The following is a 20,508-nucleotide window of genomic DNA, read 5'->3' on the forward strand; positions in this document are numbered from 1 at the left end:
TGGTATGAGCCGTTTTTCCCCGGAGGATTATGCGCCCAACGGTTTTGGTCATTGATGATGACCGCGTGACCCGTGAAATACTCTCCGACCTGTTGCGGGATGCCGGATTGCATGTGGTTCTGGCGTCCGGGGGAGAGGAGGGCTGCCGCCTTGCCTGTGCCGATCCCCCTGACGTGGTTCTTGTCGATCTCTGTATGCCCGACCGCGACGGCTTGGAAGTCTGCCGTTTTCTGCGCTCACAGCCCGGCTTGAAAGAGATTTCGATCCTGCTCATGACGGCGCATCCGGATCGGGACAGTCTGGTCAATCCCTTCCGTGACGGTTTCGACGATTATATCGCCAAGCCCTTCGACTTCGATGAGCTTCTCGCCCGCATTCAGGGCGCTCTTCTGAAAAAGCAGGCCTTCGCCGGCTGCGACAAGAAAGCCCGCCATTACGACGCGCTGCTGAAAATTTCCGAAACCCTGAGCGAAAACGGCGATGCCGGCGCCGCCCTTAAGGAGATTGCCCGGCAGATTTCCACCCATCTGGAGTCGGTGGATCGCTGTTCCATCGCCCTGGTGCGGGACGCGGAGGGCTGCGCTTATGTCGTGGCGACGACAGCGGATATCCGTCGCCCGACGTTCCGCATCGATTTGAAAAATTATCCGGAGATCCGCCAGGTGATGGCCACCGGGCGGCCGCTGCTGGTCGAGAATGTGGCGGAAAATCCCCTCCTCGCCGAGATTTTGCCCGCGTTTGAAGGGCGGGATATCAGCGCAGTTCTGGTCTTTCCTGTGATCGATGCCCGCCGTGTCATCGGCGCTATGATCATCCGCATCGCCCGTCCCGGAGAGGGGGTGGATCGGGATGAGGTCGGCTTTTGCCGGCTGGTTTCCAATGTGGTGGTGACGGCGTTCAAATCCAGCGACTTCTTCCGCTTGGTCTGGGAGGAGGCGGAAGTGCTGCGTGTCGCCAAAAAACGCCTGGAGGCGGATCTGCGCATCAAGCAGGCCTATGAAGAGCTCTTCGAGAATGCTTCGGAAGGGCTCATGGCTTTTTCCGCCGCCGGCACGATCGCCTATGCCAACCGCTGTCTGGTCGACATGGTTGGTGGATCTTCTACCAGCCTCTGCGGTGTGTCCCTGGCGGAACTCTTCGGCATGGATGTGCAGGAGCGCTTTCTGACCCGTCGCATCGCCACTGATGACTCGATCGGCGTCGATGGCCGTTTCGACATCGAATTTGTGCCTAAAGACGGCGAGCCGCGCACCTTTTCGGTGAGTATCGGCGCCCGTCCGGTGCTTGACGGCCTGCGGGTCGCGGCACTGCGCGACGTCACCGACCAGCGCCGCATCGAAGAGGATCTGCTACGGGTCAAGGAACTTCTTGAGACGGCCAATGCGGCTCTGGTTCGGGCCGATCAGGCCCGGACCGAGTTTCTCCATACCGCCGTCCACGAACTGCGCACCCCGCTTACCATTGTCAGTGGCTATTGTTCCTTGCTTGCCGAAACCGATCAGGCGCGGTTATCGGACGAACAGCGGGTCTATGTGGAGGAAGCGGTCGCGGCAGCGGACCGGCTGGCCGATCTGATCAACAACCTGCTCGACCTATCCCGCCTCGAATCGGGGAGTATGCCGCTGGTGGTGGAACGCTGCGATCTGATTGCGACTATCCGCGAATTTCTATATGATTGCCGCCCGCTGCTGGAAACGAGTCAGTTGATCCTGAAAACCACCTTCCCCGAAAGCGCCGTTGCTCTCTACGACGAGGAACGGATCTATCGCGTGTTGGTCAACCTTTTTGGCAATGCCGTCAAGTTCACTCCGATCGGCGGCACTATTCACCTTTTTGTCGACGAGACCAGCGATGCCGTGCGCTTTGCCATCGAAGATACGGGCAAGGGGATTCCCGAGGAGGCTTTGCCCCGCCTCTTTGAACAGTTCTATCAGGTCGAGCGGGGCGATTCCCGTCAGGGGAGCGGCCTGGGGCTCTATATCTGCAAGAAGATCATCGAATCCCACCACGGCGAAATCCAGGTCGAGAGCCGAATCGGCCGCGGCAGTCGTTTTTCTTTCACCCTGCCCAAAGTGGATCCCAATTACTAAGAAAAGCCCCATCCCCGACCCGCCGATTTTCCCCGTGCAAAGGGCGGTCGAAATAGTTGACAGTTTCAATCAGGTATGTTATCGGTGGTTCAAAAGTGCTGATCTCGTAAGAGAGGAGACCCGCAAGTGTTTTCAACGATAAAAGAAGATTTCAAAGTTGTCTTCGAACGTGACCCGGCTGTGCGCAGCAAACTGGAGATTTGTTTCTGTTACCCCGGTTTTCATGCCGTGCTCACGCATCGTGTGGCCCATGCCCTGTGGCGGCGCAAGTTCTATTTTCTCGGGAGGCTTGTTTCCCATGCCGGACGTTTTCTGACCGGCATCGAAATTCATCCCGGCGCCAGAATCGGCAGGGGCTTTTTTATCGATCACGGCATGGGCGTGGTGATCGGTGAAACGGCGGAAATCGGTGACAACTGCACCCTCTACCACGGCGTCACCCTTGGTGGGACCTCTTGGGCCAAAGAGAAGCGCCATCCGACCCTGGGCAATAATGTTGTGGTCGGCTCGGGAGCCAAGATTCTCGGTCCTTTCACCGTCGGCGACAACAGCAAGATCGGCTCCAATTCGGTGGTGGTCAAGGAAGTACCGCCCAATTCCACCGTCGTCGGCGTCCCCGGGCGGATTGTTTTGTCTGACGGCGTCAATCCGGAAAGCCGAGCCGATCTTGAACATGGGCGCTTGCCGGACCCGGAAGCCAAGGCGATCTCCTGTCTCTTCGATCAGTTGCGCGCCCTCGAAGAGAAGGTCAACCGCCTTTCCGGCGCCGCAGCCGGGGAGACTCCCGAGGGGGATTCCGCGGGGAAAAGAGCATGAGACTCTCGACCAAGGCCCAGTATGCAGTGCGGGCCATGGTCAGCCTCCATCTCCACGGGGAGAACGCTCCCGTCAGCCTGAAGGATATCGCCACCCGCGAGGAGATCTCCCAGACCTACTTGGAGCAGTTGTTTGTCAAGCTCCGACGCCGGGGGATTGTGGAGAGCGTGCGCGGCCCTGGCGGCGGCTATGTCCTTGGCCGGCCCGCTTCGCGTATTCGCGTCGACGAGATTATCGAAAGTGTTGAGGAGTCACTGGTCCCCCTTGCCTGCATGGATGAGGATGGCCGCTGTTCCTGCGATTCCCAGTGTGTGACGCACAGCGTCTGGCAGGGGCTGGCGGAGAAAATCCGTGGATTCCTGGCGTCCATGACCCTGGACGACCTGACCGGGGAAGCGCGGCGGAAGCGGGAAGCGGTGCCGGCGTCCGAAGTTCGTTAGAAGACCCTGTTCCCTGGCCCTTGAGCCGGATAGAAGTGATTTTTGGAGGAAAAATCGTGAAACGCATCTACATGGATAATAACGCTACCACGGCGGTTCGCCCTGAAGTTCTTGAAGCCATGCTGCCCTTTTACCGCGAACAGTTCGGCAACCCTTCCAGTGTTCATTGGGCCGGACGGGCGGTAGGCGGTGCGGTGGAAAAGGCTCGCGAGCAGGTGGCGCAGCTGATCAACTGTTCGCCGGCCGAGATCGTCTTTACCTCCTGCGGCAGCGAGGGGGACAATATGGCCCTGAAGGGGACGGTCGATGCCTTGCGCGAAAAAGGGAATCACATCATTACCACCGCCGTGGAGCATCCAGCCGTGCTCGAAACCTGCAAAGCCCTGGAAAAACAGGGAGTGAAGGTGACCTATCTGCCCGTCGACCACAACGGCATGCTCAACCTGACCGATCTGGAAGCGGCGATCACCGATAAAACCATCCTCATTTCGGTGATGTGGGCGAACAATGAAACGGGTAATCTTTATCCTATCGAGGAAATCGGCGCCATTGCCCGCAAGTATAAGGTCCGTTTTCATACCGATGCGGTGCAGGCCGTGGGGAAGATTCCCGTCGATGTGCAGAAGGCCAATGTCGATCTGCTCGTTCTTTCCGGTCACAAGCTCGGGGCGGCCAAGGGGGTGGGAGCAACCTACATCCGGCGCGGCACCCGTCTGACCCCCTTTATACATGGTGGCCATCAGGAACGCGGCCGGCGCGCCGGTACCCACAACGTCGCCGGGATTGTCGGTTTCGGCGTCGCCTGTGAACTGGCGGGCGCCCATCTCGAAACCGAGGGCGTCCGCATTCGTGCTCTGCGCGACCGGCTCGAACGGGGGATTCTCGAAGGGATTCCGGATGTCAAGCTCAACGGTCACCCCGACCCGAATCTGCGCTTGCCCAACACCCTCAACGTGAGTTTCGCCTATATCGAAGGGGAGTCGCTGCTGCTCAACTTCGATATGAAAGGCATCGCCGCCTCCTCCGGTTCGGCCTGTACCTCGGGATCGCTGGAACCCTCCCATGTCATGGGGGCCATGTGCGTCGACGTGATTCTGGCTCATTCGAGTACCCGCTTCAGTTTGGGCACGGACAATACCGAGGCGGATGTTGATTACGTTCTCGAGGTTTTGCCGCCCATCGTGCAGCGTCTGCGAGAAATGAGTCCCTTGTACAACCGGGACGAACCGCTCTCTTGCATGGAATGCCAGGTTATCAGAAAAGTGCTTTAGAACCAGATGGTTATCCGTTAAACTTGAACCGTTATATAAAGGCCGGATGAAGGAGATTTCTTATGTATTCCGATAAAGTGATGGATCACTTCTCCAACCCCCGCAACGTCGGCGAGATCGAAGACGCCGACGGCGTCGGCGAGGTCGGAAACGCCTCCTGCGGCGATATCATGAAGATCTTTCTCAAAGTCGAGGACAATGTCATCAAGGACATCAAGTTCAAGACTTTTGGCTGTGGCGCGGCCATCGCCACCTCGTCAATGGTGACGGAAATGGCTATCGGCAAGACCCTCGACGAGGCATTGGAACTGACCAACGCCGCCGTCGCCGAGGCCCTCGACGGACTGCCCGCGCAGAAGATGCATTGTTCCAACCTGGCCGCCGATGCCCTGCACGAGGCGATCAAGGACTACCAGTCCAAGCATCCCGCCTGAGCCCGGCGCCCACGGCGTTGAAGCGGAGGGTATTTTGCTTTATCAAATCGGGTATGGGGATGTTGAAAAAAGCCGTTTTCGCGGTCTTTCAGGTGGAAAGCGGCTTGACATCCCGCCCCCGACTCTGTTTTATAGTAAAGCACATGGATTAAAGACGTGGATGAGGAGTAGTAGGCGCTCCTTTCCGTTACAGAGAGCCGGCGGTCGCTGCGAGCCGGTACGGAAACCGCCGAACTCGCCTCGGAGTCGCCTGGGTGAAGCCGTTAGCGGTTAGCTTGGGACGTGAGCCTGCGTAAAGGGAGAAACAAGGTTCGCAACAGCCCCTTGGCGAAGGCGGACGAATCAGGGTGGTACCGCGAAGCAAAGGCTCTCGCCCCTGTTTTTAGGGGCGGGAGTTTTTTATTTGACGAAAGGGGGTGGTCGGATGGAATCGGACCTGGGCGAGCCGGCCCTTGAACGGTCGGCGAGTCAGCACGGCAAGCAAAGCGGAATATTCGACCTGAACCCCCGAATTCTTAGGGAATGCCGGGCGGGGAACCTAATCTGGAGGAAACCATGAGTCAGACCAAGAAGATCAAGATTTTCGACACCACGTTGCGTGACGGCGAACAGTCTCCCGGCGCGAGCATGAACATCGAAGAAAAACTGCGCATCGCCCATCTCCTTGAAAAGATGAATGTCGATGTCATCGAGGCCGGTTTTCCCATCGCCTCGGAAGGGGATTTCGAGGCGGTGCGGCGGGTAGCCAAGGCGATCAAGGGGCCGCAGATCGCCGGCCTCTCCCGGGCCAATAACATGGATATCGACCGCGCTTGGGAGGCGCTCAAGTACGCCGGGGAGCGGGGTCGTATCCATACGTTCATCGCCACCAGCGACATTCACATGAAGTACAAGCTCAAGATGAGTGAGGAACAGGTCATCGAGACGGCCGTAAAGGCGGTGAAACGGGCCGCCGGATACACGCCCAATGTCGAGTTTTCCGCCGAGGACGCGGTCCGCACCCGGCTTCCCTTTCTCGCCAAGGTGGTCGAGGCGGTCATTGCTGCCGGAGCCAAGACGGTGAATATTCCCGACACCGTCGGCTACACCATTCCCTCGGAGTATTTCAACATCATCAAGTATCTTAAGGATCATGTTCCAAATATCGAGAAAACCGTACTTTCTGTGCACTGTCACAACGATCTCGGGCTGGCCGTGGCCAACTCCCTGGCGGCGGTGCAGGCCGGTGCCGAGCAGGTGGAGTGCACCATCAACGGTATCGGTGAACGGGCCGGCAACTGCTCTCTTGAAGAGGTGGTCATGACCCTGCGCACCCGTCATGACATCCTCCCTTTTCATACCGATATCGTTACCGAGCACATCTATGCCGCCAGCAAGTTGCTTTCGACCATCACCGGCATCGTTGTCCAGCCCAACAAGGCTATTGTCGGCGCCAACGCTTTCGCCCACGAGGCGGGGATTCATCAGCACGGCGTGCTCATGGAGAAGTCGACCTATGAGATCATGACTCCCGAGTCCATCGGCCTCAACCAGAACAAGCTCGTTCTCGGCAAACATTCCGGGCGCCATGCCTTCATCCAGCGCTTGGAGCAGCTGGGTTACGATCTGGGCAAGGAGGATATCGAAAAGGCCTTTGTTCGTTTTAAGGCCCTGGCCGATCAGAAAAAGGAGATCTTCGACGAGGATATCGACGCCATCGTCGCTGACGAGATCATTCGCATCCCTGAAACCTACAAGCTGCTGCAGATGAGCGTTTCCTCCGGTTCCTTCACCGCGCCCACTGCCACGGTGGAGATGGAAGTGGACGGCAAGGTGAAGAAGGGCGCCCGGCTGGGGGACGGGCCGGTCGATGCCACCTTCAAGACGATCAAGAAGCTCACCGGCAGCAATGCCCGGCTGCTTCATTTCGCCATCGGCGCGATTACCGGCGGTACCGACGCTCAGGGGGAATGCACCGTGCGTCTCGAAGAAGACGGTCGTGAAGTTCTCGGCCAGGGCGCTCATCCCGACATCATCGTGGCCAGTGCCAAAGCCTATATCAATGCGCTCAACAAGCTGGTCAGCGCCCCCAAACGCAACACCATCACCGTCTGAGGCGTTTGATCGACAAAGGGCTCCCGGGCGGAACGGCGGCACGGCTGTTCCGCCCGCTTTGCGCGAGCGGGCCGGTCAACACTTGCCTGTTCCCGGCCCTTGGGATAGAATCGCCGCGCTTCGCCATCGAATTAGCCAGCCAAGGAGAGATTATGGGAAAGACCATTGCCGAAAAAATCTTCGCCGCCCATCTGCGCGACGAGCCCTTCCCCGGCACCAAGGTGCTCAATCTTGACCGGGTTCTCTGCCATGAAATCACCACGCCGGTCGCCATCGCCGACCTGGAAGCACGGGGCAAGGACCGGATCTTCGATCCCGACAAAATTAAGGCGGTCATCGACCACGTTACCCCATCGAAAGACAGCAAGACCGCTTTGCAGGCGAAAATGCTGCGGGATTGGGCGCGCCGTCACCAGATCAAGGACTTCTTCGACATCGGCCATAACGGCGTCTGCCACGCCATCTTCCCCGAAAAGGGCTACATCCGCCCCGGTTTCACGGTCATCATGGGGGACAGCCACACCTGCACCCACGGCGCTTTCGGCGCCTTCGCCGCCGGTGTCGGCACCACCGATCTGGAAGTCGGCATCTTGAAGGGGGTCTGCGCCTTTCGCGAGCCGGCCACCATTCGCGTCAATCTCACCGGCACCCTGCCGCAAGGGGTTTACGCCAAGGATGCCATCCTTTTCATCATCGGCCAGGTCGGCGTCAATGGCGCCACCGACCGGGTTCTCGAATTCCAAGGACCGATCATCGATGCCATGAGCATGGATGCGCGTATGACCCTGTGCAACATGGCCATCGAGGCCGGTGCTACCTGCGGCATCTGCATGCCGGACATGACCACCGTCAATTATCTCTGGCCTTTCATTCAGGGGGAGTTCAAGAGCAAAGAAGCGGCGCTGGAGGAATACCGCAAGTGGATCTCCGACGATGACGCCGTCTATGACAAGGTGCTCGACTTCGATCTGTCGACCCTCGAACCCCAGGTCACCTACGACTATAAGCCCGACTGCGTCAAATCCGTGGGGGAGATGGCCGGAACGAAGGTTGATCAGATTTACATCGGGACTTGCACCAACGGCCGTATCGAGGATTTGCGCGTGGTCGCCGCAATTCTCAAAGGGAGAAAGATCGCCGAGACGGTACGCGGCATCGTCTCTCCGGCCACCCCGAAAATCTTCAGCGACGCCCTCGCCGAGGGGATCATTCAGATCTTCATGGAAGCCGGTTTCTGCGTTACCAACCCGACCTGTGGCGCCTGCCTGGGGATGAGCAACGGCGTTCTCGCCGAAGGGGAGGTCTGCGCCTCGACCAGTAACCGCAACTTCAGAGGTCGCATGGGCAAGGGAGGGATGGTCCATCTCATGAGTCCGGCCACCGCCGCCGCCACCGCGATCAAGGGCGTCATCACCGATGCGCGGACGCTGTAATTTTGTCGTAACCTGATGAAGGGGCGCATGCGGTGTGCTTAAGGCGTATGGCCATCCCCCCCCCTACATGGAAATTTCACATGGAGAGACCGACCATGAAAAAAACCTTCGGCGGACCGGCGATTTTTCTCGACCGTTCCGACATCAATACCGACGAAATCATTCCGGCCAAATATCTGACCGAGGTGACCAAGGAAGCCCTCAAGCCCTACATACTTGAAGACCTCAAACTTGACGGCTTCGATCCCAAGGGCGAGAAGCTGAAAAAGGCCCGGGTTGTGGTCAGCCGCGAGAACTTCGGCTGCGGCTCTTCCCGCGAGCATGCTCCCTGGGTCTTCGAGGTCAATGACGTGCATACCATCATTGCCCAGAGTTACGCTCGCATCTTCCGCCAAAACACCTTCAACGGCGGGATGCTCGCCATCGAGTTGCCCAAGGCTGATCTCGACCGACTCTTCGCTTTGGAAAAGGAGGGCGAGGTCACGATCAGCGTCGATCTTGACGGACAGAAGGTGACTGCCGTCGCCGGCGGCAAAACCGAAACCTTCAGCTTCGAGATCAGCCCCTTCGACAAAGCACTGGTCCAGGCCGGCGGTTGGGTGGAGTTCGCCGACGCCCGCTATTGATCCAACCCCGTTTTCGCAGATGAATAAAGGAGCCCGCTTGTTGCATGAGCGGGCTCCGTGCTTTTCGTGCCCCGGATGAATGGTACTGTTTGACAGCTTTGCTAAACTGTTGTAACAAACTTTTGAGGCTGAGTTTGTTCATCCTCATTCCGGGGTTTCGAGAGGTGCGGAGTTGACTGAAGAGAATGTCTTTTTCTTCCCGGTCGGAGATTTTTGCCGGCGCGATCTGATTACCTGCTCGGGGGACACGACTGTGGTCGACCTGGCCGTGATCATGCAGAAGAAAAATGTCTCCAGCATCATCGTCCGCGAGGAAGAGACCCCGGTCGGTATCATCACCGACCGCGATCTGCGCAACAAGGTTGTCTCCCGGGGGGCGACCCGGCCGGACTCATCGATCTTAAAAAGGCCGGAATTTTCGCAATCGCCGAAGGGATCAAGGTTCTTTGTCTGGAACGGGGTCGGCTCGGCGGCTGTACTCGGGATAAGATCCAGTGGCTGAAAGAGCAGGGGGTGTTGCCGCCTCAGCAGGCCGAGGATCTGGACGCGACTTTCAGCCTGCTGGTCTTCTTCCGACTACGCGGACAGGTCGAGGCGATTCGCGCCGGACGCGAGCCGACCAACTACATCAATCCGGAAGAACTCAACCGGCTGGAGCTGGGACGTTTGAAGCTCAGCCTGAAGGTGGTCAAGGCCTTCCAGAACACCCTGTTCAGTCATTTCCGCCTGAACATGCTGCGGAACTAAACCCGCCCGTTACCCCCATGATTCCAGCAGGAGGTCGTCTTGTCCGAAAATGAAGATTACAGTCAATATGCTGAGGGTTTGAGCAAGGTGCGCCGGCGGCGCTGGTGCCTGTGGGGAGTGATCCTCATTTATGTCCCGCTCATCTGGACAACACTGACCATCACCCAGTCGGATCGGGCCACGGCCAAGGTTTTCGCTGTCTGGTTCGTCTTCGCCTGTATCGCCAGTTGTCTTGCGGCTTTTGTCAAATGCCCACGCTGCGGCAACCTGTTTCACGTCAACGGCCTGATCCCCATGTATTTCCGTCGTTGCCTGCATTGTGGGCTGCCGCTCAAGGCCGACAAGAAAAAACAGTAGATCGAAGGGAACTTGTTAATAAGTGAGTGGTACGGTAAGCTTAGTGCCACATCTTCACTCATTCAGGAGGCCCCATGCATCGAAGTCGATCCCTTTTCAGCCTTTTGTTGTTATGTTGTCTCGTCCTGGCCTGCGCCCCGGTCAGTCAACAGGATGTCATGCTGAAGTCCGTCGGCGACCGCGCCCCGATCTTTTCCGCCGCGACCAGTCAGGGCAAACTCTTCAACTACGATCTGGAGTACTACGGCAAGCATCATCTGGTCATGACCTTTTTCCCGGCGGCTTACACCCCCATCTGAACGGGGGAAATGGAGGGTCATCAGAGAAATCTCTATCTCTATGACCGCTTCAACGCCCGCGTGGTGGGCGTCAGCCGCAACGATGTCAATACCCTGAAATTCTGGTCTGATGAACTGGAACTGACCTTCCCCATCCTCTCCAACCCGGTGGGACATATCGGCATGTGGTTCGGCTCCCTGCCTCCCGGCTATCCGATGTTCAGCCGTAAGACGGTGATCATCGATCGGCAGGGGGTTATCCGCTACATGCGTAACGGCACTCCGGATTTCCATGACATCCTCCGAACGCTGAAAAAACTCAACGCCGAGGAGGTGAAATCATGATGCGCTCCTTGTTGCTTGGTATGGTTGTTCTGCTTCTGGGGGCCTGTGCCGGGCCTGCGCCGACAACGGTCGACCCTCTGGCTGCCCTGCGCCGGGCCGATGGGACGGTCGTCTGGCAGGAAGAATACCTCTTTTTGACGCCCCCGGCCCCCTGGTCGCTGGTTTCGATCGAGGAGGACGACTACAGCATTGCCTTCGCCAAGGAATGCAGCGATTATTTTCCCTGCCAGTCGGCCATGGCCTATGCCGAGGAACCCTTCGGTTATTCCAGGGATTTCTACAAGCGCGTGCCGGAGTTTTTCAAGCGTTTCCTTTGGGCCGGCCGGGTCGTCTTCGGTGAACCCCAACTGGAACCCGCCACCTTCGACGGAAGGCCGGCGCTGGTGGCCCGGGTTGAAGGGAAGGAGCGGGTAAAGCAGCAGAAAGTCTCGGCAAAGGTCGTCTTCGCCCGCCGGGGCGAGCGGGTGGTGGGTTTTTACTACACCCAATGGCGGCCCGAGCATGTTGCCTATGATCCGCTGGACGAACAGGCCTTCGACGATTTTGTTGCTTCCTTCAAATTCGTGAAACCGTCTTTTTACGAGCAGTTGTAGGATGGAAGCCCTTTCAATTCCCCCTTGTCAGGGGGGATTGAGGGGGGCATCGGTTAAAACGCAAAAAGGACCGCATTATTGCGGTCCTTTTTGCGTTTCGAAGGATTCTTGGATGCGGGTCGCCGGTGGCTATTCCAGCCAGTCGACGATTTTGGGCGCTAGGCCGATATAGCTCGCCGGAGTCATCTCTAGCAGCCGCGCTTTGTCCTCGGCGGCCAGGTCCAAACCGTTGATGAAAGCGCGGAGGGTGGCGCGGTCGATGACGTTGCCGCGGGTCAGTTCTTTGAGCTTTTCGTAGGGCTTGTCAATTCCCGCCTTGCGCATCACCGTCTGGATCGGCTCGGCCAGCACCTCCCATGCCTGGTCGAGATCCTGGGCCAGTTTCTGCTCGTTGAGCTTGAGTTTGCTCATCCCTTTAAGGGTTGAGCGGTAGGCGAGGAGGCTGTAGCCGAAACCGACCCCCATGTTGCGCAGCACCGTCGAGTCGGTGAGATCCCGCTGCAGGCGCGAGATCGGCAGCTTCTGCGACAGATGGGTGAAGATGGCGTTAGCCAGGCCGCAGTTGCCTTCCGAGTTCTCGAAGTCGATGGGATTGACCTTGTGCGGCATGGTCGAGGAGCCGACCTCCCCCTTGACCGTCTTCTGGCCGAAGTAGGCCATGGAGATGTAGGTCCAGATATCGCGGTTGAAGTCGATGAGGATGGTGTGCCAGCGAGTCAAAGCGTCGAAAAGCTCGGCCATGTAGTCGTGGGGCTCGATCTGGGTGGTGAAGAGGTTCTGGGTCAGCCCCAGTTCCTGCTCGATCACCCCCTTGGTCAGTTTCACCCAATCGACATTGGGATAGGCGGAAAGGTGGGCGTTGAAGTTGCCGACGGCGCCGTTGAGTTTGCCGAGCAGTTCGACGTTAGCGATGTTGGCGCTCTGCTTGCGCAGGCGCGCGGCGAAGACCGCCAGCTCCTTGCCGATGGTGGTCGGTGAAGCGGTCTGCCCGTGGGTGCGGGCAAGCATCGGCACATCCTTGAAGTCGGCGGCCAGTTTTGCGATGCCGGTGATGATCTCCTCCTGCACCGGCAGCAGCGCCGCCAGACCGTCCTTGAGCATCAGGGCGTGGGAAAGGTTGTTGATGTCCTCCGAGGTGCAGGCGAAGTGGATGAACTCGGAAAGCTCCTCGAGGCTGGTGCCGGCGATCTGCTCTTTCAGATAATATTCGACCGCCTTGACGTCGTGGTTGGTCACCGCCTCGATGGCCTTGATTTTCTCGGCCTCGGCCGGGGTGAAATCGGCGACGACGGCGCGCAGCCGGGCCTCCTCCTCGGCGCTGACCGGGCGGCATTGGGGGATGCCCGGCTCGGCGCAGAGGGCAAGCAGCCACAGCACCTCGACCTTCACCCGGTTGCGCAGCAGGGCGTATTCGGAAAAACACTCTCCCAGTTCGGAAACTTTCGATGCATAGCGCCCGTCCAGCGGGCTGATAGCGGTAATCATAGGGATTCTCCTTGGAATTTAATGCGTCGGGAATATATAGCCCAGCCCGAACCTGAGCGCAAGCCTTGAGGGGAGGATAGGGGAGAGGGAGATGGTTTTATCCTGCTTTCTCTTTCTGCTCTCCCCCTTTCTTTATCGCCATAAAGACCCCGCCGACGATCAGGGTGCCGCCGATGAGGATGTTCGGGGTCAGGGGTTCGCCGAGGGCGAGGACGCCGGTGAGGGCGCCGACCAGGGGGATGCCGTAGAGAAGGTGGTTGGTGAGGCCGACGCCGAGGGCGGGGATGGCCTGGTTCCACAGATGATAGGCCAGGGCCGAGCAGGAGGCGCCGAGAAAGAGGACGCCGCCCCAGGCGGCGAGGGAAGGGCGGGGCAGGGGTTGGATGAGGATTTCAAACAGGGCGCCAGGGAGCAACGTCATCGTGCCGACGGTCATGATACGGAAGGTCAAAAGTAGATTCGGATAGCGGGCGGTGAGCCGGTCGGCGAGAAAGGTGTAGCCGACCCAACTGGTGACGGCGGCGAACATGAGCAGATCGCCCAGCAGGGTCGCCTCGCCCTTGTCGGGTCCGACCAGCAGGCCGACCCCGGCCAGGGCGACGAGGAGCCCGGCGATCACCGCCATGCGCGGGCGGCGGCGGTGGCGGATGGCGTTGACCGCCTCGGTGGTCAGGGGGATGGTGGCGACGATGAGGGCGCCGTGGGTGGCGGTGGTGTATTTGAGGCCGAAGTTTTCAAAGCCGAAGTAGACGGTGACGCCGATGAAGCCGAGCAGGAAGAGGGCGCCGCGATCCTCGCGGTCGATGCGCGTATGGCGATGACGGCGGGCCAGGGGCCAGATCAGCAGACTCGCCAGCGCGAAGCGCAGAAAGGCGAGGGTGAAGGGCGGGATCTCCTGCACGGTCACGCGGGTGACGGCGAAGGACATCCCCCAAACGCAAACGACGAAGAGCGCCGGCAGAAAATGACGCGAGGAGAAGGAGGGGGCTCTATTCACGGCGCGACGCACTGACCGGTTGGATTCCGATTTCACTCACGAGGCATCGGCCGGTGACGGGAGAACCAGCTGTTCGATACGACGGGCCGCTTCCGTATCCGCCAGCACCAGCAGGGCGTCATCGGCGAGGATTTCCGTCTGGCCGTTGGGCACGACGAACTCATCGTTGCGGGAGATGGTGATCAACAGCGTTCCCCGCGGCAGCCCCAGCTCGGAAAGCTTCTTGCCAATCGCCGGTGACGTAGCCGGCACGTGGATTTCGGTAATGCGGGTGCGGGGGATGCCCGGACCGCTCTGATCGCGGCGGGCGTCCATGAGAATCGCTTCGGCCTCGATGACGCTGACGCCCGAGGCGAGCAACATGAGGCGAGCCATCGCGTAGGCGATCTCCATCTCGCCGTAGATGCATTGCGTCTGGGGAATGGCGGATAGCTGATTGAACTCGGCGGGTTGGTGGACGCGGATGACGATTTCGATCGCCGGATTCACCTGGCGTGCGTACTCGACGGCGCGACGCACGGTAACGGGCTCCGCCGAGGTAATGAGCAGAAGCCGCGCGTCGGCGATCCCCGCGCTTTCAAGGACCGCCGGCTTACCGCCTTCGCCGTGGATCACCGGCACTCCCGCGCGGCGCAACCCGTCAACGGTTGTCAAGTCCTGCTCGATCACGATGAACGGCAGCCGGCGCCGGCGCAGGAAGTCGGCCAGCACGGCTCCGACGCGGCCGTGGCCGAGCAGGATCGTCTTCCTTGGCCCGGCGTCGGCCGCTCGCGGCGAAAGGGTCGGTTCGACATCGAGGACCCGGGTGGTGGGCTCCTCGGGTTCGACCGGACGCTCGAAGGGTTGCAGCAGGGCCGCGCGCACCTCCTCTTCATCCTCGGCGCGGGCAAGAACGGTCACCTGATCCCATCCGAGCAGGCGGGTGTGACCGGTCGGAGCGACGACCTCGCGGCCCCGCGTGACCAGGGTGATCAAGGCGCGGGGGGGGAGAGCCAGGTCGCGAATCCTTTGGCCCGGCCGGCCTTGCGGACCGGGCAGGTCGATGACGAAGAGATCGAGGTCGCTATGAGCCATCGCCACCAGTTCGAGGCCGTAACGCGGCTGCGGCCGCGCCGGTTCCGACAGGCCGAGGCGACGGGCCAGGGTGCCGAGTGTCGACCCCTGCATGGAAATCGAGAGCAGGACCGCGAAGAAGACGAGATTGAACACCTCTTCGCCGATGGGCAGGCCGGCGGCCATGGGGTAGGTCGCGAGGACGATGGGAACCGCGCCGCGCAGGCCGGCCCAGCACATGAAGTGCCGTTCGCGGGTCCCGAGCTTCATGCCGAAGGTGCCGAGCCACACGGCGGCGGGGCGGGCGATGAACGTCAGCACCAGAAACAGGATGATCCCGTTGATCCACAAGGTCGACCATTGGCTGGGAAAGACCAGCAGGCCCATCATCACGAAGACGCCGATGTTGGCGATCATCGACAGCGCGGCCGAAAAATTGCGAATGCCCTGCTTGTAGATGAAATGCCGGTTTCCCATGACGAAACCGGCGGTGAATACCGCCAGCATGCCGCTCGCCCGGGCAAGCTCGGAGACGCCGTAGGTCAAAAGAACGACCGCGAGCAGAAGCACGTAGTAATAGCCGCGCTCCTGCGGGTTGAGCCGGTTGAAGATCGCCAGCGCGCCCCGCGCCATCAACCAGCCGATCAGCGGACCGGCCAGGAACTTCCACAGGAACAAGGGCACGATCAGCAACCCGCCGCTGGAACCGGACGACAGTCCCTCCACGACGACGAGGGTCAGCAGGATGGCCATCGGGTCGTTCGCCGCGCTTTCGATCTCGATGGTCGAGGACAGCTTGGAGGGGAGGGACTGACGGCGCAGGATGGAAAAGGTCGCGGCCGCGTCGGTTGACGAGATAAGTACGCCGAGCAGTAGGGACATCGACGTCTCCCACCCCAGCACGAAGTGGAGAAATGCGGAGGTGGTCGCGGCGGTGAGGATGACGCCCCAGGTCGCCATCCCTCCGGCCGGCAGGGCGACTGCCTTGAAGTCGGTTTGCTTGGTCGCGAGCCCGCCATGAAAGAGGATGAAGACCAGGGCGGCATTGGCCAGGTTGTTGGCCGCTTCGACGTTGTCGAAGTGCCAGATGCCGAGGACATCGCTGCCGACGACAATACCGACGCCGAGGGCGACCAGAATTACCGGGACGCTCCAGCGATCGAGCCAGACCGCCGCGAGCACCACGCCGAGGAGGAGAAGGGGGACGACGAGATAAAGAAAATCCATACTTTCCATGCGGGAATCAGGCCTTGTGGCCGCGAATCACCAGAGCGTCGCAGGGAAGGGCGGAAACGACGCGCTTGGCGACGCTGCCGACGAAGGCTTCGGGCAAGAGGCCCCGCATGCGGGAGCCGAGAACGACCAGGTCGATGGAGGAACTTTCGACCAGATCCTGCAACAATTCGGTGAGATTGCCACCCTCGATCAGCACTTCGAAACGCGCGCGCTGCTCTTCGGGAAGGTTGACGGTGTCGAGAAAGGCCAGATATTCCCGCCGGGAGGCCAGACGCATCTGCTCGCGGTAGCTCTCCACATCCTCCACCGCGTAGGAACCGGGAGCGCCGTGGGCGTGAAGAATGCGCAGGGTCCGGTCGGGGAAGAAGGCGGCGGCGGCTTCCAGCGCCTGGCGCGAGGCGTCGGAATAATCCGAGGCGACGACGATGTTGTTGTAGGGGCCATGGACCCGGTCGGTGACGATGAGCAAAGGGATCGGGGAGTCGCGCATGAGTTCGTCCACGGTCTCGCCGAGGGTGAAGCGCCCGAGCATTTCGTTGCGGGCGACGCCGGTGACGATGAGATCGCAGCCCTCTTCCCGGGCGATGCGTAAAACCGTCTTCGAGGGATGCCCTTCTTCGATGCGCACGGCGACCCGGTTTCCGCCTTGCACCAGGGCATTGAGAAGCTGCCGTTTGGCGCTTTCGATAAGGCGGTTGTCGGGCCGGGACTGAGGGGAGAAACGGGTGCGCCGAGCCAGGCGTGTCTTGGGTTGCCGCTCGAGGACATGCACAACCAGTAATTTACAATCGTATTGATGAGCCAAGGCCAGGGCGCGGGCCTCGGCCCGGTCGCTGCGGGCGCTGAAATCGGTGGCCAGAAGGATTTTGCGGGGGGGGATGGACATGACTTCTCCTCGGATTTTTCACGGCGGTAAAAGTGCTGCAACTATAGCAGAGAGGAACGGCAGGCGGAAGGGTTTTCCGTCCAGCGGGTCGGGTCGCTTGCTTCTCGAAGATTTATTGCTTGGCCTTTGCCCGGCAAGCTCTTTACAATAGCCGCCGCTTATCCGAACCTCTCTCTACTAATCCCTGGGAGTTTGCCTTTGTCCGAGCTCTTGCCCACGAACACCGTTTCAGAAGAGGATTTTCAGGGACTGTTGCACCGCCTCGCTGGCAACGAGAGTGGTGATGGCCTGGAAACCCTGGTCATGGTTGTCGATTGGCTGCGCCCGAAAACCCCGGAACGGCGGGATTGGGCCGAGGAACGTATCGATTATCTTGCGGTCGCCCTGGAAACGTCTGATTTTTTTCCTCCCGCAGTGTTCGACGGCCTTCGCCTCTGGCTAACGCAGACGCAGTTTTTCAACGCCTTCGCCGGCCTCGGGGTCTTTTCCCGTCGCGGATTCGTGCGGGAATTCGCCGAGCGCTGTCACGAACATTTCAGCCCCACTCCACCCGTTCGCAACTATCTGCGCGATGTCCTGCCCCTGATCTTTCATCAGGAGATGGACCCTCCCTGGGTTGCCGCCGTTCCCGACGACGCCTGGAGCCGGCTCTTTTCGACGGCCCGTCGCGTCCTGATCCTGCCGGAAGATCGTGACCCATCGCTGGCTCCAGTGGAGGCCGCGCTTTATGCCTTGGAAATGCTCTCCATCTGGGGGGCTGCCGAGGAGCTCGAGCCGGAGCTGATGCGTCTTGATCCCGCTCTCTCGCAAAGCGATTCGGCCTTTGTCGCCCTGCAGCGGGAAATTGCTCTTTATGTAGAACAAGCCCGCGCTCATTTGAATCATCCTGAACTTCCGGAAAGCGACGATTGTCACGCCCGGGTGCTGCTCGAGCAATGCCGCGAACAGATCTACCGGTTCCGCAAGAAAATCCTGACCCGGGGGACAACCATCTCTCTGGCACACCTGCTCGAACGCCTGGATCAAACCTTTTCGCGGATCGAGGATTTGCTCGATGTCCTCTCGTCCGACCCCGCCGTCGGCGGCGCGGCTCGGGGCCGCCTTTTCAAGCGTCTGGTTCAGGCCAGTGCCGAGCGCCACAGCCCGCGTCTTCTCTGGCAGCGCAATGTGCGGCTTTTGGCCCGCAACATCACGGAAAGTGCCAGCAACCACGGTGAACACTACATCACCCGTGACGGCCGCGAATATCTGGCCATGCTGCGTTCGGCGGCGGGAGCGGGGGTAATCATTGCCCTGATGGCTCTGCTCAAGCTGTGGATCGTCGAGTTGCCGCTGAAGCCGGTGGCCGAAACCTTTCTCGTCAGTCTGAACTACGGTCTCGGCTTTGTCTTCATCCACATGCTGCATTTTACCGTGGCGACCAAGCAGCCGGCGATGACCGCCGCCTGCTTTGCCGGTGCGGTGGAGCGGGAGGAGCAGGGGCGGGCTAACCAGAGAAAGCTGGCGGCTTTGCTTATTCAGGTTTCCCGTTCCCAGTTCGCTGCCGTCATCGGCAATGTCTCCGTTGCCGTGGCCGTGGCGCTGCTGATCGGCGGGCTCTATCGTTATTTCAGCGGTGCCCCACTTCTTCCGGCAGAGGCGGCTACTTATCAGCTGCGTGCTTTGCACCCCTTGTTGAGCCTGGCCTTGCTCCATGCCGCCATCGCCGGGGTCTGGCTCTTTTTTTCCGGTCTCGTCGCGGGCTTCTTCGACAATCGCGCCGCCTATCTCGACGTACGCCAACGCCTGCGGCGCAATCCGTTGGTCCAGGCCCTGCTGCCGCCCGCCCTGCAAGCACGCTTCGCCGATTATCTGCACGATAATTACGGATCGCTGGCCGGAAACTTTATTTTCGGACTCCTTCTCGGCGTGACCGGCTATCTCGGCAAACTGGTCGGCCTGCCCCTGGATATCCGTCATATCGCTTTTTCCTCGGCCAACCTCGGCTATGTCATGTCCGGAGATGAACTGCCCCTGGCGGCGTTTCTGCTTAATCTGGTCTTCGTTCTGCTGATCGGGGTAGTCAATCTGCTCGTCAGTTTTTTCCTCGCCCTGTGGGTGGCGCTCAAGTCCCGGGGGACGCGGATGGGACGCCTTACTGCCCTGTGGCGCGCCTTTGTCGACCGGGTTCGGGAGGATCCTCTGGTGCTGGTTTTGCCACCCCGGGTGCTGTCGCAGATCAAGGCGGGGGAAAACCCGATGAAATAATCCTGTCTACGTGGGGGGAATGCGGGATTCCCCATAAAAAATCCTTGACATTCGACCTTGCCTTCTTTATTTTCAGCTCTTCTGTGAGTCCCCGTTACCCAAATTCACAGTTTACGCATAGAGAGGAATTTCATGAGTACGCAAGTCGCCAAAGAATCGGATATCAAAAGAGTATGGTTCGTCGTCGATCTGGAAGGTAAGGTTCTGGGTCGGGCGGCTACCGAAATTGCCCGGGTTTTGCGGGGCAAGCACAAAGCTATTTACAGCCCGAGCGTTGACACCGGCGATTTCGTCGTTGTTCTCAATGCCGACAAGGTCAGGCTGACCGGCACCAAGATGGCCGAGAAGGTCTACTACAGCCACAGCGGCTTCCCCGGCGGCATCCGCGCGATCAACGCTGAAAAGCTGATCGCGAAGAAGCCCGAAGACCTGATCAAGAAGGCGGTCAAAGGTATGCTGCCCAAGAACAAACTGGGCCGGCAGATGTTTCGCAAGATGAAGGTCTATGCCGGTGGCGAGCATCCCCATGCCGCCCAGCAGCCCAAGGAACTGGTTTTTTAGGATCGATACGAGGAGATAAGATAGAATGGCCGAGCAGAAATTATACGCGACCGGTAAAAGAAAAACCTCCATCGCCCGGGTCTGGATGAAGCCCGGCGCGGGGAACATCGTGGTGAACAACCGTTCCCTGGATGAGTTTTTCGGTCGGGAAACCTCCAAGATGGTTGTCCGCCAACCGCTGGAGTTGACCGACAACATCGGTAAATTCGATATTTCCGTCAATGTCTGCGGCGGTGGTCCCTCGGGGCAGGCCGGCGCCATCAAGCACGGCATCACCAAGGCCCTGCTCGACGCTGATCCTGAACTGCGCGCGGTGCTGAAAAAAGCCGGGTTCATCACCCGCGACAGCCGTGCGAAAGAGCGGAAGAAATACGGCAAGCGCGCCGCCCGCCGCAGCTTCCAGTTCTCCAAGCGTTAATCGTCGCGATTTCTCGCGGGGGTTCATTCCCGCCGGGAATGCGGTCAATTCCATCGGAAAAGGGAAACCCTCGGGTTTCCCTTTTCCCGTTCGAGGAGTCT

21 protein-coding genes and 1 other annotated feature are annotated in these 20,508 nt (G+C 59.8%); of the genes, 17 read left to right on the top strand and 4 right to left on the bottom strand.

Annotated elements, in window-relative coordinates; translation table 11 throughout:
- The first annotated feature begins 29 nt into the window (after positions 1-29).
- The 14 genes from RBR25_RS04515 (at position 30) to RBR25_RS04580 (ending at position 11,524) form a co-directional block, all read left to right on the top strand.
- Entirely contained in the window at positions 30-2,090 is a 2,061-nt protein-coding gene (locus tag RBR25_RS04515; RefSeq protein WP_432818344.1) for an ATP-binding protein, read from the top strand.
- Between the two features lie 126 nt (positions 2,091-2,216).
- Positions 2,217-2,906 carry a serine O-acetyltransferase gene (gene cysE / locus RBR25_RS04520; protein ID WP_432818345.1) on the top strand — a complete coding sequence of 230 codons (690 nt, stop codon included), beginning with the start codon at positions 2,217-2,219 and terminating at the stop codon, positions 2,904-2,906.
- Entirely contained in the window at positions 2,903-3,346 is a 444-nt protein-coding gene (locus RBR25_RS04525; RefSeq protein WP_432818346.1) for an RrF2 family transcriptional regulator, read from the top strand. The genes cysE and RBR25_RS04525 overlap by 4 nt, the downstream gene beginning before the upstream one ends.
- Before the next feature lie 56 nt (positions 3,347-3,402).
- Complete coding sequence (gene nifS / locus RBR25_RS04530; RefSeq protein WP_432818347.1) at positions 3,403-4,617, top strand: cysteine desulfurase NifS; 1,215 nt, start codon at positions 3,403-3,405, stop codon at positions 4,615-4,617.
- A gap of 62 nt (positions 4,618-4,679) precedes the next feature.
- Positions 4,680-5,051: a Fe-S cluster assembly scaffold protein NifU gene (gene nifU, locus RBR25_RS04535; protein WP_432818348.1), complete on the top strand. Its 372-nt coding sequence runs from the start codon at positions 4,680-4,682 to the stop codon at positions 5,049-5,051.
- Between the two features lie 148 nt (positions 5,052-5,199).
- Positions 5,200-5,432 (top strand) — a binding site (T-box leader).
- Between the two features lie 174 nt (positions 5,433-5,606).
- Positions 5,607-7,145: a 2-isopropylmalate synthase gene (locus RBR25_RS04540; RefSeq protein WP_432818349.1), complete on the top strand. Its 1,539-nt coding sequence runs from the start codon at positions 5,607-5,609 to the stop codon at positions 7,143-7,145.
- 152 nt (positions 7,146-7,297) lie between these two features.
- Positions 7,298-8,578: a 3-isopropylmalate dehydratase large subunit gene (locus RBR25_RS04545; protein ID WP_432818350.1), complete on the top strand. Its 1,281-nt coding sequence runs from the start codon at positions 7,298-7,300 to the stop codon at positions 8,576-8,578.
- Positions 8,579-8,673: 95 nt separating this feature from the next.
- Entirely contained in the window at positions 8,674-9,204 is a 531-nt protein-coding gene (locus RBR25_RS04550) for a 3-isopropylmalate dehydratase small subunit (RefSeq protein WP_432818351.1), read from the top strand.
- Positions 9,205-9,376: 172 nt separating this feature from the next.
- A complete protein-coding gene (locus RBR25_RS04555; protein ID WP_432818352.1) occupies positions 9,377-9,706 on the top strand; it encodes a CBS domain-containing protein in 330 nt (109 codons plus the stop codon).
- Positions 9,640-9,951, top strand: coding sequence for a putative nucleotidyltransferase substrate binding domain-containing protein (locus RBR25_RS04560; RefSeq protein WP_432818417.1), 312 nt, complete (start codon positions 9,640-9,642; stop codon positions 9,949-9,951). Before RBR25_RS04555 ends, RBR25_RS04560 begins: the two co-directional genes overlap by 67 nt.
- A gap of 39 nt (positions 9,952-9,990) precedes the next feature.
- On the top strand, positions 9,991-10,308 hold the full coding sequence (locus tag RBR25_RS04565) for a hypothetical protein (protein WP_432818353.1): 318 nt from the start codon (positions 9,991-9,993) through the stop codon (positions 10,306-10,308).
- Between the two features lie 74 nt (positions 10,309-10,382).
- Positions 10,383-10,607 carry a hypothetical protein gene (locus RBR25_RS04570; RefSeq protein ID WP_432818354.1) on the top strand — a complete coding sequence of 75 codons (225 nt, stop codon included), beginning with the start codon at positions 10,383-10,385 and terminating at the stop codon, positions 10,605-10,607.
- 9 nt (positions 10,608-10,616) lie between these two features.
- Entirely contained in the window at positions 10,617-10,931 is a 315-nt protein-coding gene (locus RBR25_RS04575) for a peroxiredoxin family protein (protein WP_432818355.1), read from the top strand.
- The gene (locus RBR25_RS04580) at positions 10,928-11,524 is read left to right on the top strand and encodes a hypothetical protein (protein WP_432818356.1); all 597 of its coding nucleotides are present in this window, start codon (positions 10,928-10,930) and stop codon (positions 11,522-11,524) included. The genes RBR25_RS04575 and RBR25_RS04580 overlap by 4 nt, the downstream gene beginning before the upstream one ends.
- A 129-nt stretch (positions 11,525-11,653) precedes the next feature.
- Here the strand turns inward: RBR25_RS04580 and purB are convergent, their stop codons facing one another.
- From purB to RBR25_RS04600, 4 genes are all read right to left on the bottom strand, one after another.
- Positions 11,654-13,009, bottom strand: a complete 1,356-nt coding sequence (gene purB / locus RBR25_RS04585) for an adenylosuccinate lyase (RefSeq protein WP_432818357.1) — start codon at positions 13,007-13,009, stop codon at positions 11,654-11,656.
- Between the two features lie 97 nt (positions 13,010-13,106).
- Entirely contained in the window at positions 13,107-14,006 is a 900-nt protein-coding gene (locus tag RBR25_RS04590; RefSeq protein WP_432818358.1) for a DMT family transporter, read from the bottom strand.
- A gap of 36 nt (positions 14,007-14,042) precedes the next feature.
- Positions 14,043-16,286 carry a potassium/proton antiporter gene (locus tag RBR25_RS04595; RefSeq protein WP_432818359.1) on the bottom strand — a complete coding sequence of 748 codons (2,244 nt, stop codon included), beginning with the start codon at positions 16,284-16,286 and terminating at the stop codon, positions 14,043-14,045.
- 16 nt (positions 16,287-16,302) lie between these two features.
- Positions 16,303-17,181 carry a universal stress protein gene (locus RBR25_RS04600; protein WP_432818360.1) on the bottom strand — a complete coding sequence of 293 codons (879 nt, stop codon included), beginning with the start codon at positions 17,179-17,181 and terminating at the stop codon, positions 16,303-16,305.
- Positions 17,182-17,484: 303 nt separating this feature from the next.
- On the opposite strand from RBR25_RS04600, the gene RBR25_RS04605 reads away from it, so the two are divergent.
- The 3 genes from RBR25_RS04605 to rpsI all read left to right on the top strand — a co-directional run bounded on the left by RBR25_RS04605 (position 17,485) and on the right by rpsI (position 20,407).
- Entirely contained in the window at positions 17,485-19,428 is a 1,944-nt protein-coding gene (locus RBR25_RS04605) for a recombinase (RefSeq protein WP_432818418.1), read from the top strand.
- Between the two features lie 132 nt (positions 19,429-19,560).
- Complete coding sequence (rplM, locus tag RBR25_RS04610) at positions 19,561-19,989, top strand: 50S ribosomal protein L13 (RefSeq protein ID WP_432818361.1); 429 nt, start codon at positions 19,561-19,563, stop codon at positions 19,987-19,989.
- A gap of 25 nt (positions 19,990-20,014) precedes the next feature.
- Complete coding sequence (gene rpsI / locus RBR25_RS04615; protein WP_432818362.1) at positions 20,015-20,407, top strand: 30S ribosomal protein S9; 393 nt, start codon at positions 20,015-20,017, stop codon at positions 20,405-20,407.
- The last annotated feature ends 101 nt before the right edge of the window (positions 20,408-20,508 follow it).

Origin of the sequence: Trichloromonas sp. (assembly GCF_034006665.1) — a bacterium.
GTDB lineage: Bacteria > Desulfobacterota > Desulfuromonadia > Desulfuromonadales > Trichloromonadaceae > Trichloromonas.